Here is a 15,176-nt window from a genome sequence, read left to right as displayed (position 1 = left end):
CGACGCGGGAGACTGGGACGGTGAGCACACCGATCCGTGCGTCGTCGATCCTGCCCGGCCGCCGGGAGGACATCGAGCTGCACACCGCCGACGGCCTGACGCTGGTCGGCGAGCTGGCCCGCCCGCTGGACCGGGAGCCGGCCGGCACCCTGGTCTGCCTGCACCCGCTGCCCACCCACGGCGGGATGATGGACAGCCACGTGTTCCGCAAGGCCGCCTGGCGGCTGCCCGCGCTGGCCGACCTGGCCGTGCTCCGGTTCAACACCCGGGGCACCAGCAGCGTCCGGGGCACCAGTGAGGGCACCTTCGACGCCGCGGTCGGCGAGCGCTTCGACGTCGCCGCCGCCATCGAGTACGCCGAGTTCCAGGAGTTGCCGAACATCTGGCTGGTCGGTTGGTCGTTCGGCACCGACCTGGCGCTGAAGTACGGCTGCGACCCGGGGGTGGCCGGTGCCGTCCTGCTCTCCCCGCCGCTGCGCTTCTCCGAGCCGGCGGACCTGGCCGTGTGGGCCGAGTCGGGCAAGCCGCTCACCGCCCTGGTGCCCGAGTTCGACGACTACCTCCGGCCGGAGGAGGCCCGGCAGCGCTTCGCGGCCGTGCCGCAGGCCGAGGTGGTCGGGGTGCCCGGCGCCAAGCACCTCTGGGTCGGTGACGCGGAGACGGTGCTCGACGAGATCGTCCGGCGGGTCAACCCGGCCGTGTCGGTGCCGCTGCCGACCACCTGGGACGGCCCGATGGAGACCGGCGACGTCAGCGCGTACGCCGACCGGACGGTGGCCGCCTTCGCCGACACCCCGGTGCCCGGCCCGCAGCAGCGGCGGGCGGGCTGACCGGTCAGCGGGACTCCTGCCGGGGCAGGACCACCTCGCGGAGGATCAGCTGGAGGGCGGCCACGGTCGGGATGGCGATCAGCGCCCCGACCACGCCCAGCAGCGACACCCCGAGCAGCGCGGCCAGCAGGGCCGCCACCTCGTTGACCGAGACCGCCCGGCGCATGACCTTCGGATAGATCAGATAGTTCTCCACCTGCTGGTAGATCACGAAGAAGACCACGCAGGCGACGCCGACCGGCAGGTCGGTGGCGAAGCCGACCAGCGACACCACCACCGCGCCCAGGGTGGCCCCGATCTGCGGGATCAGGTCGGTCACCGCGACCACCACGGCCAGCGCGAACGGATACGGCAACCCGACGGCCAGCGCGAAGATGAAGGAACTCGCCCCGGCCAGCACCGCGATGGCCAGCGCGCCCACCATGTACGCGCCGACCCGGGTGAGGATCTCGTCGCCGATCAGCCGGACCCGCTCCCGGCGGGAGCGCGGTACCAACGCGTACCCGAGGTCGCGCAGCTTGTCGAAGTAGGCCAGGAAGTAGATCGTCAGCACCAGCACGGTCAGCGCCCGGAACAGGGTGCCGAAGATGAGCTGCGCCCCGCCCAGCACGCCGCCGAGGGCACGGCCGATGGTGTCCGCGTTCGCCGCCGCCTGGACCCGTTCCATCACGTCGTACCGCTCGACGAGGTCGTTGACGGTGGGGTTGCGGCGCAGTTCCTCGACGTAGCCGGGGACGTGCGCGATGAACTGGCCGGACTGGGTCACCACCGGGGGCACCAGCGCCAGCAGGCCGCCGACGATCAGCAGCAGCAGGGTCAGCGTCACCACCGCGACCGCCAGCCCGTGCGGCAACCCCCAGCGGCGCAGCCGGACCACCGCCGGGTGCAGGCCGACGGCGAGGAAGATCGCGATGACCACCAGCACCAGGATGCCGGCGGAATTGCGTACGCCCAGGAAGACCGTGTACGCCAGCAGAACGCCGAGCGCCCCGCTGAAGCCGATCAGGAACGGGCTGCGACGCAGCGGCTTCCCCGGTACGCCGAACCGTCCGCTCGGTTCGAACTCGGTCGGCTCCTCGACGGTGGGCGGGCCGCCCTGGCCGGCCCTGTCGGGCTCGGGACGGAGCACGTCCTCGTCCCCCGGTCGCGTGTCGCCCGACGTGCCCTCGCCCATCAGGACCTCCCCCGGACCGCGCCGGCCCACGTGTGGGCCCTTCCTGTCCGGAGAGTAGCCGGGTAGGGCGCACGTAGGCCATCGCGATCCGGCCCCGGCACGGCGTACGGGGCGGATCGCCACGGCCGGGAGCGGCCGTGGCGGGGCCGCCCCGGGATCAGTCCTTCTCGACGGTGACCGTGCTCGGTTTGGCGCTGCGCTCGTCGGTGGTCGGCTTGGTCGGGCGCTTGCCGTTCTCGCCGGTGCTGGTGATCTTCGTGGGAGTGGCGCCCCGGCCGGCCTCGCCGGGCACGGCGGCCACGGTGGGCTCGCCGTCCACCCCGGCGGTGGCGGTGCCGCCGTCCACGGTGGTCACCGGCTCGGCGACCGGCCGTGCGCTGCCGGCCTCGTTCGCCGGCTCCTTCGCCGCCCCGGGCTCCGTGGTCGACGCCGGCTCCGTCACCCCGGCCGGCTCCGTCACCCCGGCCGGCGCCGTGGCTCCGGCCGGCTGCTTGGCGGCGGCTGGCTCCTTGGTCGCGGCCGGGGCCGGCTCGCCGCCGGTGGGAGTGACCGCGGTGGTGCCCTTGGCGGTCACCGGGTCCGTGCTGACCGCCGCCGAACCGGCGTCGCCGCCGGGCGTGGCGGGCAGCCGGTCCGGGTCGACCGGGGTGGCGGCGAGACTCGGCGAGGCGGCGGCTGCCGTCAGCCGCAGCTCGGCCACCTGGCGCTGGAGGTCGTCGGACTCCTGGCGGGACTTCCAGGTCTCGGTCCGCAGGTCGGCCAGCTCCTGCTGGGCATTGGCGATCTCCAGCATCACGTGGGCGAGCTGCTGCCGGCCGGCGGCCACCTCCTGTTGGGTGGCGGCGAGGTGCTGCTGGGTGGTGGCCAGGTGCTGCTGGGTGGTGGCCGCGTACTCCTCGAACTGGCGGCGGGAGGCGGCGACGTGCTCGTCGGCCTTGCGGCGCTTGTCGGTGGCGGCCGTCTCGGCCTGGCGGAGCAGCTCGGCGGACTCCTCCTCGGCCCGCCGGCGCATGGTGAGCGCGTCCTGCTCGGCCGCCTGGCGGATCGCGGCGGCACCCTGCTCGATCTCGTTACGCCGGGCGGTGTACGTCTTCTCCAGCTCGTCCTGCCGCTTCTTGTGCTGCTTTTCGAGCTCGTCGCGGCTCTTGGCGTACTCCTGCTCGGCGGCGGCCCGGCGCTTGGCGAACTCCTTGTCGGCCGCGTCCCGCCGGGCGTTGACCTCCTTCTCCACCCCGGCCCGCCAGGCGCCCAGCTCCTGCTGCGTCTGGGCGCGGGCCTGCTGGGCGTACGACTCGGTCTCGGTCCGCTTCTGCTGGGCGTACGTGTCGGTCTCGGTCCGCTTCTGCTGGGCGTACGTGTCGGTCTCGCTGCGCTTCTGCTCGACGTACGCCTCGGTTTCGGTCCGCTTCTGCTGGACGTACGCCTCGGTTTCGGTCCGCTTCTGCTCGACGTACGCGTCGATCTCGGCCCGGCTGCGCTTGCCGGCCTCGGCGGCCTCGGCGGTGAGCCGGTTCGCCTCGGTCCGCGCCCGCCCCCGGGTCGCCTTCGCCGCCTCCTCCGCGTCGTCGACGATCTTCTTGGCCTCGGCGCGGGCCTTGGCGTGGGTGGCCCGGCCGGCCTCGGTCGCGGCCTCGGTCAGGCGCTTGGCCTCCTGCTGCGACTTGGCGTGCACCTCCTTGGCCGCCTCCCGGAGCTGGGTGGCCTCCTGCTGGGCCTTCGCCAGCGCCTCCTTGGCGGTCTCGCGCAGCCGGGTGGACTCCTGCTGGGCGCGGGTGTGGATCTCCTTGGCGGTGTCCCGGAGCTGGGTGGCCTCCTGCTGCGCCTTGGCCAGCGTCTCCTGGGCGTTCCGGCGCAGCTTCTCGGCCTCGTCCTTGGCGGCCTTCAGGGCGGCGTCCGCCTCCGCCTTGCGGGCGGTGGTGTGCCGCTCCTCCTCGGCCCGGCGTGCGGCGAGGGCGATCTCGAAGTCCTTGAGTGCCTGGGCGGACTGCTCCCGGGCCTCCTCGATGATGTGCTCGGCGGCGGCGCGGCGGGCCTCGATCTCCTCGTTGGCGGCGGCGAGGATGTCGTCCGCCTGCTCCTCGGCCATGGTGAGGATCTGCTCGACCCGGGGACCGAGATGCCGGAACGACGCCCGGTCCACCACGCCCACCTGCTTGCGCACCTGGGCGAGGTCGCGTTGCAGCACCTCCACCTGGCCAGCCAGCTTGTGGATCTGGGTGTACGCCTGTTCCCGCTCCGCTGTCAGCGCTGTGATCTCGTGCTCCGCGCGAGCGACGTACCGGTCGACCTGTCGTTTCTCGTACCCCCGCAGCGCGGACTCGAAGCTGGGCTCCGTGGTCACGTCCCCGCCGAGAGCGAACAGTTCCTCGCCGTGCGACATGCCCCCATCCTCACACGCATCCGGCTCTGCTGGGGCGATACGGACGCCCCTGTTGGGACCTACTTCACGGAGGTGTCGAAACGGGCGGGAAAAGCATGACGGCGCGGGGTGACGCCGGTTACCCGGTGTCACCCCGCGCCGTGACTCATGCCCCGTCGCGGGTGGTCCCTACTTCGCCGACTCGGTCGCGACCTTTCCGTCGGAGCCGTCGGCCTTGGCCCCGTCCGACTTGCCGCCCGCCGGTACGCCGGGGACGATGCCGGCGAGGCCGGAGAGCATCTGCCCGAGCTGGGAGGTGACGGCGTCCTTCTGCCGGGTGAGGTCCTCGACCTCGCGGCGGGCCGCCTGCGTGGTCAGCTCCGCCTCGGTGCGCGCCTCGCTGAGCAGGCGCTGCGCCTCGGCCCTCGCCTCGTTCAGCGTCTTGTCGGCCAGCGCCTTGGCCTTGTCCACCGTCTCGGTGGCGGTGCGCTCGGACTCGACCCGACGGGCCTCGGCCCGCTGCTCGATCTCCTTGGCCCGGTCCTGGGCCGCGCGGGCCCGGTGCTCGGCCTCGCCGACCAGCTTCTGGGTCTGCGCGACCTGGGCGGCGTGCCGCTCCGACTCCTCGCGCTCGGCCTTCTCCCGCCGCTCGGCGAGCTGGAGCTCCAGGGCCTGGAGGTCCTTGTCGCGCTTGTCCCGCGCGTCGGTCAGCAGCTTGGTCGCCTCGGCGCGCTTCTCCTCGGCCTCCCGGGCGGCCTTCGCCCGCTGCTGGGTGATCTCCCGCTCGGCGGTGGCCCGCAGGGTGGCGACCTCACGCTCGACGGTGGACTTCAGCTCGGCCACCTCGTGCGCGGTGACCGTACGCAGCTGCTTGGTCTCCCGCTCGGCGTCGGCGCGCAGGGTGTCCGCCTCGCGGCGGGCCTGCACCCGGACCTCCGCGGCCTCCCGCTCGGCGGCGGTACGGACGCTGCCGGCCTCCCGCTCGGCGGTGGCCTTCATCGCCGCCGCCTCGGCACGCGCCTTGTCGGTGATCTCCCGCGCCTCGAGGCGGGCGGCGGAGAGGATGCCCTCCGACTCGCGCTTGGCCTCGTTGCGGTGGTCGTTGGCCTGCTCCTCGGCCAGCCGGAGGATCTGCTCGACCCGGGTGCCCAGGCCGGAGAGCGTCGGCCGGCTGTTCTCCTCGAGCTGCTTGTTGGTCTCGGTGAGCTTCTGCTCCAGCGCGCTCTGGCGCTGCTCGGCCTGCCGGAGCCGGCGCTGGGCGTCGTTCATCCGCTGCTCGGCCTCGGCCCGGGCCTGCTCGGACTGGCTCAGCGCGGCGGTCAGCCGACCGATGAAGTCGTCGACCTGGTTGGTGTTGTAGCCGCGCAGGCCGACGGTGAAATCTGGCTGGGAGTTCGCGTTGTCGAAGAACGCTAGAGGGGAGGACTGCTGCTGGGGCATTGGGACATACTGGCAGACCCCCCAGGGTGCTTCGCAAGAGCGGTACGCAGCTTTCGCGTCCTCTTTACATGGTCATCTTCCGGCCCGGGAGGGAGCCCGGACCAAAAGGCGATCTTGGCAGGTCCCGGGCGTGCCGGGCAGGACGTGCGGTGGCCGACAAAGGTGTCGCGGGAGACGGCCCGCGGCCCCTTTGTCCGGCGTCAATCAAATGGCGTCCCGGGAGCGGAAAAGGGGAATGTCCGCTCGCCTCCGCGGGCGGGCCGGGATCGGCCGTACGGCGGCGGCGGGTCGGCTCGTCGGGCAGCCGGGTCAGTGGCCGCGGAACCGGTTGATCGCGGTCTCGTGCCGGGCGCGCAGCTCGAGGTCCCGGACGCCCAGCCCGTCGGCCGGGGCGAGGCAGCGCACCCCGACCTTGCCCTGGTGCGCGTTGCGGTGCACCTCGTACGCGGCCTGGCCGGTCTGGTGCAGCGGATAGGTCCGGGACACGGTCGGGTGGACCTTGCCGAGGGCCACCAGGCGGTTGGCCTGCCACGCCTCGTGGTAGTTGGCGAAGTGGCTGCCGACGATCCGCTTGAGGTGCATCCAGAGGTAGCGGTTGTCGTACTGGTGCTGGAAGCCGCTGGTGGAGGCGCAGGTGACGATGGTGCCGCCGCGCTTGGCGACGTAGACGCTGGCGCCGAAGGTCTCCCGGCCGGGGTGCTCGAAGACGATGTCCGGGTCCTCGCCGCCGGTCAGCTCGCGGATCCGCTCGCCGAAGCGGCGCCACTCGTCCGGGTCCTGCGTCTCCTCGTCCCTCCAGAACCGGAAGCCTTCCGCGGCCCGGTCGATGACCAGCTCGGCGCCCATCCTCCGGCACAGCTCAGCCTTCTCCGGCGAGGAGACCACGCAGACCGGGATCGCCCCGCCACCCAGTGCCATCTGGGTGGCGTAGCTGCCCAGGCCGCCGGAGGCGCCCCACATCAGCACCACGTCGCCCTGCTTCATGTTCGCCCCGTGGTGCGACACCAACTGCCGGTACGCGGTGGAGTTGACCAGCCCCGGGCTGGCCGCCTCCTCCCAGCTCAGATGGCGCGGCTTGGGCATGAGCTGGTTGGCCTTGACCACGGCGAGTTCGGCCAGGCCGCCGAAGTTGGTCTCGAAGCCCCAGATCCGCTGCTGCGGGTCGAGCATCGTGTCGTCGTGCCCGGCCGCGTCCTCCAGCTCCACCGACAGGCAGTGCGCGACCACCTCGTCGCCGACCTTCCACCGGGTCACCCCCGGCCCGGTCCGCAGCACCACGCCGGCCGCGTCCGACCCCACCACGTGGTACGGCAGGTCGTGCCGGCGGGCCAGCGCGGAGACCCGGCCGTACCGCTGGAGGAACCGGAACGTCGGCAGCGGCTCGAAGATGCTGGTCCAGACCGTGTTGTAGTTGATCGCGCTGGCCATCACCGCGACCAGCGCCTCGCCCGGGCCGAGTTCCGGGGTGGGCACCTCCTGGAGGTGCAGCGCCTTGCGCGGGTCCTTGTCCCGGGTGGCCAGGCCGTCGAACATCCGGGTGTCCTCGGCGCGGACGACCACGCCCCGGTAGTTCTGCGGCACCGGCAGGCCGGCCAGGCCGGCAAGTTCCCGCTTTGGCTGCGTGGAGCCCTCCGCCGCCATGATCGCTTCGAGGATGTCCTGCACGGTGACCTCCCGTTCGTCCGCACCCGCCGCCCGCGCCCGGGCACGGATGCTGCCATCGTCGGCGTCGGGGCGACGGGACCGCCATGTCGGCGATCGACACATCCGGCTCCGGTCGCGTTCCTGTGGGGCCGGACGTTACTGAACGGTAGCTAGGGTTGGAAGTCCTCTGTGAAAAACTGCATCGGCCGATGCGTGGAGGTGTCCGCGGGGCCGGTGAACCGTGCACCGCCGCTCGCGTCAGTGGCCCGCGGCGGCCGGCTCGACCAGCTCGATCAGCACGCCGCCGGCGTCCTTCGGGTGCACGAAGTTGATCCGGGAGTCCGCGGTGCCCCGCTTCGGGGTCTCGTAGAGCAGCCGTACGCCCCGCTCGCGCAGCGCCGCGCAGGCCGCGTCGATGTCGGCGACGGTGTACGCGACCTGCTGCACGCCCGGCCCGTTGCGGTCCAGGAACCTCGCGATCGTCGACTCGGGCGTCAGCGGGGCGAGCAGCTGCACGCAGCCGCCCTCGGTGGTCGGCCCGACCGCCAGCATCGCCTCGCGTACGCCCTGCTCGGTGTTGGTCTCGGTGTGCACGCAGCGCATCCCGAAGGTGCGCTGGTAGAAGTCGATCGCCGCGTCCAGGTCGGCCACGGCGATCCCGACGTGGTCGATCCGGCGCAGCCCGATGTCTGTGACGTAGTCGGCAGCGGGCTCGGCGGGGGAGTTCTCAGCCATGGCGCTAGTCTGACCGAACATTCGTTAAGGCGTACAGGTCGGCACCCCCTCGGAGGCAGGCATGGCTTCGGTGATCGTCAGCGGCGCTCGGACCCCGATGGGGCGCCTGCTGGGCAACCTCAAGGACCTCCCCGCGACCAGGCTCGGTGGCATCGCGATCAAGGCGGCGCTGGAGCGCGCCGGCGTCGCCCCCGACCAGGTGCAGTACGTGATCATGGGCCAGGTGCTCCAGGCCGGCGCGGGCCAGATCCCGGCCCGCCAGGCGGCGGTCGAGGCGGGCATCCCGATGTCCACCCCGGCGCTGACCATCAACAAGGTCTGCCTCTCCGGCCTGGATGCGATCGCCCTGGCCGACCAGCTCATCCGGGCCGGCGAGTTCGACGTCGTGGTGGCCGGTGGGATGGAGTCGATGACCAACGCCCCACACCTGCTGCTCGGCCAGCGCTCCGGCTACAAGTACGGCGACGTGACGATCAAGGACCACATGGCCCTCGACGGCCTCACCGACGCCTGGGACTGCTGCTCGATGGGTGAGTCGACCGAGCGGCACGGGGCGCGGCACGGCATCACCCGCGAGGAGCAGGACTCCTTCGCCGCCGCCAGCCACCAGCGCGCCGCCGCCGCCCAGAAGAACGGCCACTTCGCCGACGAGATCACCCCGGTGATCATCCCGCAGCGCAAGGGTGACCCCCTGGTGATCAGCGAGGACGAGGGCATCCGGCCGGACACCACGACCGAGTCGCTGGCCAAGCTCCGCCCGGCCTTCACCAAGGACGGCACCATCACCGCCGGCAGTTCCTCGCCGATCTCCGACGGCGCCGCCGCCGTGGTCGTGATGAGCAAGGCCAAGGCCAAGGAGCTGGGGCTGACCTGGCTCGCCGAGGTCGGCGCGCACGGCAACGTGGCCGGCCCGGACAACTCCCTGCACTCGCAGCCGTCCAACGCCATCAACCACGCGCTCAAGAAGGCCGGCCTGAGCGTCTCCGACCTCGACCTGATCGAGATCAACGAGGCGTTCGCGGCGGTCGGCATCCAGTCCACCCGGGATCTGGGTATCAGCCCCGACAAGGTCAACGTCAACGGCGGTGCCATCGCGCTCGGGCACCCGATCGGCATGTCCGGCGCCCGGCTGGTGCTCACCCTGGCCATGGAACTCAAGCGGCGGGGCGGCGGCACCGGCGCGGCCGCGCTCTGCGGCGGCGGTGGCCAGGGCGACGCGCTGATCATCCACGTCCCGTGAGCGAAAAGAACACCCCGGCCACGGTCACCGCGTCGGTGCGCCGCAGCCGGGACGTACCGATGCTGGTGGAACGGGCCCGCGCGGGTGACCCCCGCGCGGTGGCCCGCCTGATCACCCTGGTGGAGTCCGGCGACGAGGTGCTGCCGCAGGTCGCGGCGGCCCTCGCGCCGTACGCCGGGCACGCCCAGGTGGTCGGGTTGACCGGCTCGCCGGGGGTGGGCAAGTCGACCACCACCAACGAGCTGGTCCGGGCGCTGCGGGCGCGCGGCCACCGGGTCGGCGTGCTGGCCATCGACCCGTCCAGCCCGTTCACCGGCGGGGCGATCCTCGGCGACCGGGTCCGGATGCAGGACCACGCCACCGACCCCGGCGTGTACATCCGCTCGATGTCCAGTCGCGGCCACCTCGGCGGGCTCTCCGCGGCCACGCCGCAGGCGGTCCGGGTGCTGGAGGGCGCCGGCTGCGACGTGGTGCTGGTGGAGACCGTCGGTGTCGGGCAGGCCGAGGTCGAGGTGGCCTCGCTGGCCGACACCACGCTGGTGCTGCTCGCCCCGGGCATGGGCGACGCCATCCAGGCGGTCAAGGCCGGCATTCTGGAGATCGCCGACGTCTTCGTGGTCAACAAGGCCGACCGGGACGGCGCCGACGCCACCGTCCGCGACATCCAGGGCATGATCGCGCTGGGCGAGCGCGGGCCGGGGGAGTGGCGGCCGCAGGTGGTCCGGTCCATCGCCGCGCGTGGCGAGGGGATCGACGACATCGCCGCCGCGATCGACAAGCACCGCGACTGGCTGGAGCGACACGGCGAGCTGCGCCGCCGCCGGGAGGCACGGGCCGCCGCCGAGGTCGAGGCGATCGCGCTCGGCACCCTCCGGGACCGGATCGGTTCGCTGCGCGACGGTACGCAACTGCCGACCCTCGCCGCCAAGGTGGCCGAGGGCGCGATCGACCCGTACGCCGCCGCCGCCGACCTGCTGGCCCAACTGGGCGCCTGACGGGTCCACTCCGGACTCCGCCCAACTAGTACGCTCGCACCGCCTCATGGCGGTCGTGGGGCTGGACGAATGGGGCGGGTGGAGCATGGCTGACGAGGCGACCCAGGAGTTGTCGGTGCTGCCGGACGCGGTGGCGGGCGGCGCGACGCACGTCTCCGACGAGGTGGTGGAGAAGATCGCGGTGGCCGCCACCCGGTCCGTACCGGGGGTGGCCGACCTCGGCGGCGACGTGGCCCGCTTCTTCAACGCGGTGCTGGACAAGGTCGGGCTGGATCAGGTCGGTGACGCCCGGCGGGGCTGCTCCGCGCACGTCACCAACGGCGCGGCGGTGGTGAACCTGGTCATCGTGATCGACGGCGGTCGGCCGGTGCCCGAGGTGACCGACGCGGTCCGCTCGGCGGTGACGTCGGCGGTCGAGGCGTACGGGCTGCGGGTCGACGAGATCAACATCCGGGTCGACGACGTGGCCCTGGGTGGCCCGGTGGCGCCGTCGGCCTGAGGCAGGTTACCGGCCGGTACCCACATCCTTAGCGATCGTTCAGGCAACCGTTCTACACTCGGTCTTCAGTTGAGGACTCGAGGAGGAGCTCCGCGCATGGACGCCGACGAGATCGCCGCCGGTCGGGCCCGCTGGCAGGCCCGCTACGACGCCGCCCGCAAGCGGGACGCGGACTTCACCACGCTCTCCGGGATGGCCGTGGACCCGGTGTACGGCCCGCCGGAGGGTGTGCCCTACCCCGGGTTCGAGCGGATCGGCTGGCCGGGTGAGTTCCCGTACACCCGGGGCCTCTACCCGACCGGTTACCGCGGGCGGACCTGGACCATCCGGCAGTTCGCCGGCTTCGGCAACGCACAGCAGACCAACGAGCGCTACAAGATGATCCTCGGCGCCGGTGGCGGCGGCCTCTCCGTCGCCTTCGACATGCCGACCCTGATGGGGCGCGACTCCGACGACCCGCAGTCGCTGGGCGAGGTCGGTCACTGCGGCGTGGCCATCGACTCCGCCGCCGACATGGAGGTGCTCTTCGGCGGCATCGACCTGGCCGGCGTGACCACCTCGATGACCATCTCCGGCCCGGCCGTGCCGGTCTTCTGCATGTACCTGGTCGCCGCCGAGCGGCAGGGCGCCGACCTGTCCACCCTGGACGGCACGCTCCAGACGGACATCTTCAAGGAGTACATCGCGCAGAAGGAGTGGCTCTTCGACCCGGAGCCGCACCTGCGCCTGATCGGCGACCTGATGGCGTACTGCGCCCGGGAGATCCCGAAGTACAAGCCGCTGTCGGTCTCCGGCTACCACATCCGGGAGGCCGGGGCGACCGCCGCGCAGGAGCTGGCGTACACCTTGGCCGACGGGTTCGGCTACGTCGAGCTGGGCCTCTCCCGCGGCCTGGACGTCAACGTCTTCGCGCCGGGGCTGAGCTTCTTCTTCGACTCGCACGTGGACTTCTTCGAGGAGATCGCCAAGTTCCGGGCCGCCCGCCGGATCTGGGCCCGCTGGCTGCGCGACGTCTACGGCGCCACCAGCGAGAAGGCGCTCTGGCTGAAGTTCCACACCCAGACCGCCGGGGTCTCGCTGACCGCCCAGCAGCCGGTCAACAACGTGGTACGGACCGCCGTGGAGGCCCTGGCCGCGGTGCTCGGCGGCACCAACTCGCTGCACACCAACGCCCTCGACGAGACCCTCGCGCTGCCCACCGACGAGTCGGCCGAGATCGCCCTGCGTACCCAGCAGGTGCTGATGGAGGAGACCGGGGTGACCAACGTGGCCGACCCGCTCGGTGGCGCCTGGTACGTCGAGGCGCTCACCGACCGGATCGAGGCCGAGGCGGAGGAGATCTTCGCCCGGATCCGGCAGCTCGGCGGCGACGGCCCGCACAAGATCGGCCCGATGACCTCGGGCATCCTGCGCGGCATCGAGGACGGCTGGTTCACCGGGCACATCGCCGAGTCCGCCTTCGCCTACCAGCAGGCGCTGGAGAAGGGCGACAAGAGGATCGTCGGTGTCAACTGCCACACCGGCACCGTCGCCAAGGACCTGGAGATCCTGCGCATCTCGCACGAGGTGGAGCTGGAGCAGCGCCGGGTGCTCGCCGAACGTAAGGCCGGCCGCGACGACGCCGCGGTCAGGGCCGCCGTGCAGCACATGGTCGAGGTCAGCCGGACCGGCGAGAACATGATCCCGGCGATGCTGGACGCGGTCCGTGCCGAGGCCACCCTGGGCGAGATCTGCGACGCGCTGCGCGCCGAGTGGGGCGTCTACCGCGAGCCCGCCCGCTTCTGAGTGTCAGGAAGGGGTCTCTTCCCGACGCGAGGCGTTGGGAAGAGACCCCTTCCGCGCGTCCGACCAGGCGTGACAGTTGCAACTGTCGCCGTCGCGGTTGATCTGAGTTCCGCAGGACACGTGCGAGACTAGACAACCATGAGCGACCCACGGATCACCCCGTCGATCTTCACCCGCGGCGCGGTCGACCTCAGCGCGCTGCGCAGCGCCGCAACCACCCCCGCCCCGGTCAAGGCCGGCCCGCCCGCCGGTGCGCCCGGCGGCGCCGTCGGCGGGGTCAGCGTCATCGACGTGACCGAGGCGACCTTCCAGTCCGAGGTCCTCGAACGTTCGCTGACCACCCCGGTGATCGTGGACTTCTGGGCCGAGTGGTGCGAGCCGTGCAAGCAGCTCTCGCCGGTGCTGGAACGGCTGGCGGTCGAGGGCGGCGGCGCGTGGGTGCTGGCCAAGGTGGACGTGGACGCCAACCCGCGGATCGCCCAGATGTTCCGGGTGCAGGGCATCCCGATGGTCTACGCGATCGTCGGCGGGCAGCCGATCGACGCCTTCTCCGGGGTGGTGCCGGAGGCCCAGCTGCGCCAGTGGATCCAGGCCGTGCTGAAGGCCGGTGGCGTCAGCGTCGCCGAGCCGGAGGATCCCCGCCTCGACGAGGCGGACGACGCCCTGATGAGCGGCGACCTGGACGCGGCCGAACGGGCGTACCGGAAGATCCTGGCCGAGTCCCCGACGGACGCGGTGGCGGAGGCGGGGCTGGCCCAGGTCGGGCTGGCCCGCCGGGTGGCCGGCGTCGACCCGCAGGCGGTGCTCACCGCCGCGGCGAACGCGCCCGACGACGTCGACGCCCAGCTGCTGGCCGCCGATGTCGAGGTGCTCAGCGGCCTGGCCGAGCAGGCCTACCAGCGCCTGGTCGGCCTGGTTCGCCGGACCGCCGGCGACGACCGGGAGAAGGTACGCCAGCACCTGGTCGGCCTCTTCACCATCGCCGGTCCGGAGGACCCCGCCGTGGCATCGGCCCGACGGGCCCTGGCCAGCGCCCTGTTCTGAGTTCGTAGCACGCCAGCGCGGGCCGGCGTACCGGCCGGCCCGCCCGACCGCCGAGGACGGGAGCCCATGATGCGCCGGATCGCCGTCCTCGACGCGCCGACAAACCTCGGACTGCGTCCGCCCACCGTCACCTCGGTCCCCGGCTGCGGCAAGGCACCCGGCGCGCTGCGCGACCACGACCTGCTCGCCCGGTTGCGGGCCCGCGACGCCGGCTGCCTCACCCCGCCCCGGTACGACCCCGGCGACTGGCGGCCCGGCGACGGGGTCTGCCACGCCCCGGAGATCTCCACGTACTCGTTGGCGCTGGCCGACCGGATCGGCGCGATCATCGATCGGGGCGAGTTCCCGCTGGTGCTCGGCGGGGACTGCTCGGTGCTGCTCGGCTCGGCGCTGGCCATGCACCGGCTCGGCGAGGCGGTCGGCGGCCGGATCGGGCTGGTCTTCGTCGACGGGCACTCCGACTTCCGGCACCCCGGCAACGCCTCGTACGTGGGCGCGGCGGCGGGCGAGGACCTGGCCCTGGTCACCGGCCGGGGGCAGGCGGACCTGGCCGCCATCGAGGGGCGCCGCCCGTACTTCCGGGACATCGACGTGGTGGTGCTCGGCATCCGGGCGCAGGACGAGTACCGGCTCGACCTCCAGGCCGCCGGGATCACCACCCGGCCGGTGCCGGCCCTGCGGGCCGAGGGCGCGGCCCGGACCGCCCAGTGGGCGCACGAACAGCTGGCGGACTGCGCCGGCTACTGGGTGCACATCGACGTGGACGTGCTCGACCCGGCGGTGATGCCCGCCGTGGACGCGCCCGACCCGGGCGGGATCGCCTTCGCCGAGTTGGAGATCCTGCTCTCCGGGCTGGTGGACACCCCGCACTGTCTCGGTGTCGAGCTGACCGTCTTCGACCCCGACTACGACCCGGACGGGACGTACGCCAGCGAGATCGTCAACACCGTGGTGTCCGGCCTGGCCCCGGTCTCGGCGCCGAGCGCGCTGCCGCCCCGGCTGCTGCCGCCCACGCCGGCACCCCGGCGCGGCGGCAACCGCACCGTGGAGCGTCCGATGCTGGCGGCTCCGGCGGCCAGCCCGGCACCCGCGGTTGCCGTGGAGCCGATCGGTCCCGCGCCGACCGGGTCCACCGGCCTCGGCTCGCCCGACTCCGGTGCGGCCGAGCCGACGACCGCCGGCCCGGAGGCGATCCCCGGGGGCCCGGCGCTGCTGCGTCGGGTGCTCGCCCCCGAGGACGGGTCGATGCCGCCGGCCGCCGGGCCGCCACTGCCCGGCCTCGACAGCGCCTGAGCGGACCCGGCACCGTGAGCGCCGATCATGCCGCTGGATGATCCCGCTCGATCCAGGATCCAGTGGCCTCCGGCCGGCGTCGAGGCCACTGCTTCCGGATCGAGCGTGATCTTGAGCGGGGGCGGTGTCGTGCAACGC

Annotated in this window: 12 protein-coding genes; 7 read left to right on the top strand and 5 right to left on the bottom strand. The window is 72.8% G+C overall.

The window, feature by feature from the left end:
- The first annotated feature begins 20 nt into the window (after positions 1 to 20).
- On the top strand, positions 21 to 830 hold the full coding sequence (locus GA0070621_RS18290) for an alpha/beta hydrolase (protein ID WP_091197425.1): 810 nt from the start codon (positions 21 to 23) through the stop codon (positions 828 to 830).
- Between the two features lie 4 nt (positions 831 to 834).
- Here GA0070621_RS18290 and GA0070621_RS18285 read toward each other — a convergent pair whose 3' ends face one another.
- The 5 genes from GA0070621_RS18285 to mce form a co-directional block, all read right to left on the bottom strand.
- On the bottom strand, positions 835 to 2,004 hold the full coding sequence (locus tag GA0070621_RS18285) for an AI-2E family transporter (RefSeq protein WP_091202590.1): 1,170 nt from the start codon (positions 2,002 to 2,004) through the stop codon (positions 835 to 837).
- Between the two features lie 157 nt (positions 2,005 to 2,161).
- Positions 2,162 to 4,384 carry a coiled-coil domain-containing protein gene (locus tag GA0070621_RS18280; protein WP_091197422.1) on the bottom strand — a complete coding sequence of 741 codons (2,223 nt, stop codon included), beginning with the start codon at positions 4,382 to 4,384 and terminating at the stop codon, positions 2,162 to 2,164.
- 168 nt (positions 4,385 to 4,552) lie between these two features.
- Complete coding sequence (locus GA0070621_RS18275; protein ID WP_091197420.1) at positions 4,553 to 5,803, bottom strand: DivIVA domain-containing protein; 1,251 nt, start codon at positions 5,801 to 5,803, stop codon at positions 4,553 to 4,555.
- Between the two features lie 309 nt (positions 5,804 to 6,112).
- A complete protein-coding gene (gene ccrA, locus GA0070621_RS18270; protein ID WP_091197417.1) occupies positions 6,113 to 7,468 on the bottom strand; it encodes a crotonyl-CoA carboxylase/reductase in 1,356 nt (451 codons plus the stop codon).
- A gap of 237 nt (positions 7,469 to 7,705) precedes the next feature.
- Complete coding sequence (mce, locus tag GA0070621_RS18265; RefSeq protein WP_091197414.1) at positions 7,706 to 8,182, bottom strand: methylmalonyl-CoA epimerase; 477 nt, start codon at positions 8,180 to 8,182, stop codon at positions 7,706 to 7,708.
- A 61-nt stretch (positions 8,183 to 8,243) separates the two neighbouring features.
- On the opposite strand from mce, the gene GA0070621_RS18260 reads away from it, so the two are divergent.
- The 6 genes from GA0070621_RS18260 (at position 8,244) to GA0070621_RS18235 (ending at position 15,038) form a co-directional block, all read left to right on the top strand.
- The gene (locus GA0070621_RS18260; protein ID WP_091197412.1) at positions 8,244 to 9,422 is read left to right on the top strand and encodes an acetyl-CoA C-acetyltransferase; all 1,179 of its coding nucleotides are present in this window, start codon (positions 8,244 to 8,246) and stop codon (positions 9,420 to 9,422) included.
- A 59-nt stretch (positions 9,423 to 9,481) separates the two neighbouring features.
- Positions 9,482 to 10,417, top strand: coding sequence for a methylmalonyl Co-A mutase-associated GTPase MeaB (gene meaB / locus GA0070621_RS18255; RefSeq protein WP_231921073.1), 936 nt, complete (start codon positions 9,482 to 9,484; stop codon positions 10,415 to 10,417).
- 85 nt (positions 10,418 to 10,502) lie between these two features.
- Positions 10,503 to 10,916: an Asp23/Gls24 family envelope stress response protein gene (locus tag GA0070621_RS18250; RefSeq protein ID WP_091202589.1), complete on the top strand. Its 414-nt coding sequence runs from the start codon at positions 10,503 to 10,505 to the stop codon at positions 10,914 to 10,916.
- A 96-nt stretch (positions 10,917 to 11,012) separates the two neighbouring features.
- On the top strand, positions 11,013 to 12,701 hold the full coding sequence (locus tag GA0070621_RS18245) for an acyl-CoA mutase large subunit family protein (protein WP_091197405.1): 1,689 nt from the start codon (positions 11,013 to 11,015) through the stop codon (positions 12,699 to 12,701).
- 138 nt (positions 12,702 to 12,839) lie between these two features.
- Positions 12,840 to 13,745: a tetratricopeptide repeat protein gene (locus GA0070621_RS18240; RefSeq protein ID WP_091197403.1), complete on the top strand. Its 906-nt coding sequence runs from the start codon at positions 12,840 to 12,842 to the stop codon at positions 13,743 to 13,745.
- A 66-nt stretch (positions 13,746 to 13,811) separates the two neighbouring features.
- Positions 13,812 to 15,038 (top strand): arginase family protein, encoded by a 1,227-nt coding sequence (locus GA0070621_RS18235; protein ID WP_167667037.1) that lies wholly within the window; start codon positions 13,812 to 13,814, stop codon positions 15,036 to 15,038.
- Positions 15,039 to 15,176 lie beyond the last annotated feature (138 nt).

The sequence above is a fragment of the Micromonospora narathiwatensis genome, assembly GCF_900089605.1.
In the GTDB taxonomy this organism is placed as follows: Bacteria; Actinomycetota; Actinomycetes; order Mycobacteriales; family Micromonosporaceae; genus Micromonospora; species Micromonospora narathiwatensis.
Note: the sequence above shows the minus strand (reverse complement) of the source record. Positions and strands in the feature narration are given on the sequence as shown.

Bases quoted from the DNA above. Each gene is read 5' to 3' on its own strand.
- GA0070621_RS18285 (WP_091202590.1), bottom strand. From the start codon at position 2,004: ATGGGCGAGGGCACGTCGGGCGACACGCGACCGGGGGACGAGGACGTG.
- GA0070621_RS18280 (WP_091197422.1), bottom strand. From the start codon at position 4,384: ATGTCGCACGGCGAGGAACTGTTCGCTCTCGGCGGGGACGTGACCACG.
- GA0070621_RS18275 (WP_091197420.1), bottom strand. From the start codon at position 5,803: ATGCCCCAGCAGCAGTCCTCCCCTCTAGCGTTCTTCGACAACGCGAAC.
- mce (WP_091197414.1), bottom strand. From the start codon at position 8,182: ATGGCTGAGAACTCCCCCGCCGAGCCCGCTGCCGACTACGTCACAGAC.
- GA0070621_RS18260 (WP_091197412.1), top strand. From the start codon at position 8,244: ATGGCTTCGGTGATCGTCAGCGGCGCTCGGACCCCGATGGGGCGCCTG.
- meaB (WP_231921073.1), top strand. From the start codon at position 9,482: ATGCTGGTGGAACGGGCCCGCGCGGGTGACCCCCGCGCGGTGGCCCGC.
- GA0070621_RS18250 (WP_091202589.1), top strand. From the start codon at position 10,503: ATGGCTGACGAGGCGACCCAGGAGTTGTCGGTGCTGCCGGACGCGGTG.
- GA0070621_RS18245 (WP_091197405.1), top strand. From the start codon at position 11,013: ATGGACGCCGACGAGATCGCCGCCGGTCGGGCCCGCTGGCAGGCCCGC.
- GA0070621_RS18240 (WP_091197403.1), top strand. From the start codon at position 12,840: ATGAGCGACCCACGGATCACCCCGTCGATCTTCACCCGCGGCGCGGTC.
- GA0070621_RS18235 (WP_167667037.1), top strand. From the start codon at position 13,812: ATGATGCGCCGGATCGCCGTCCTCGACGCGCCGACAAACCTCGGACTG.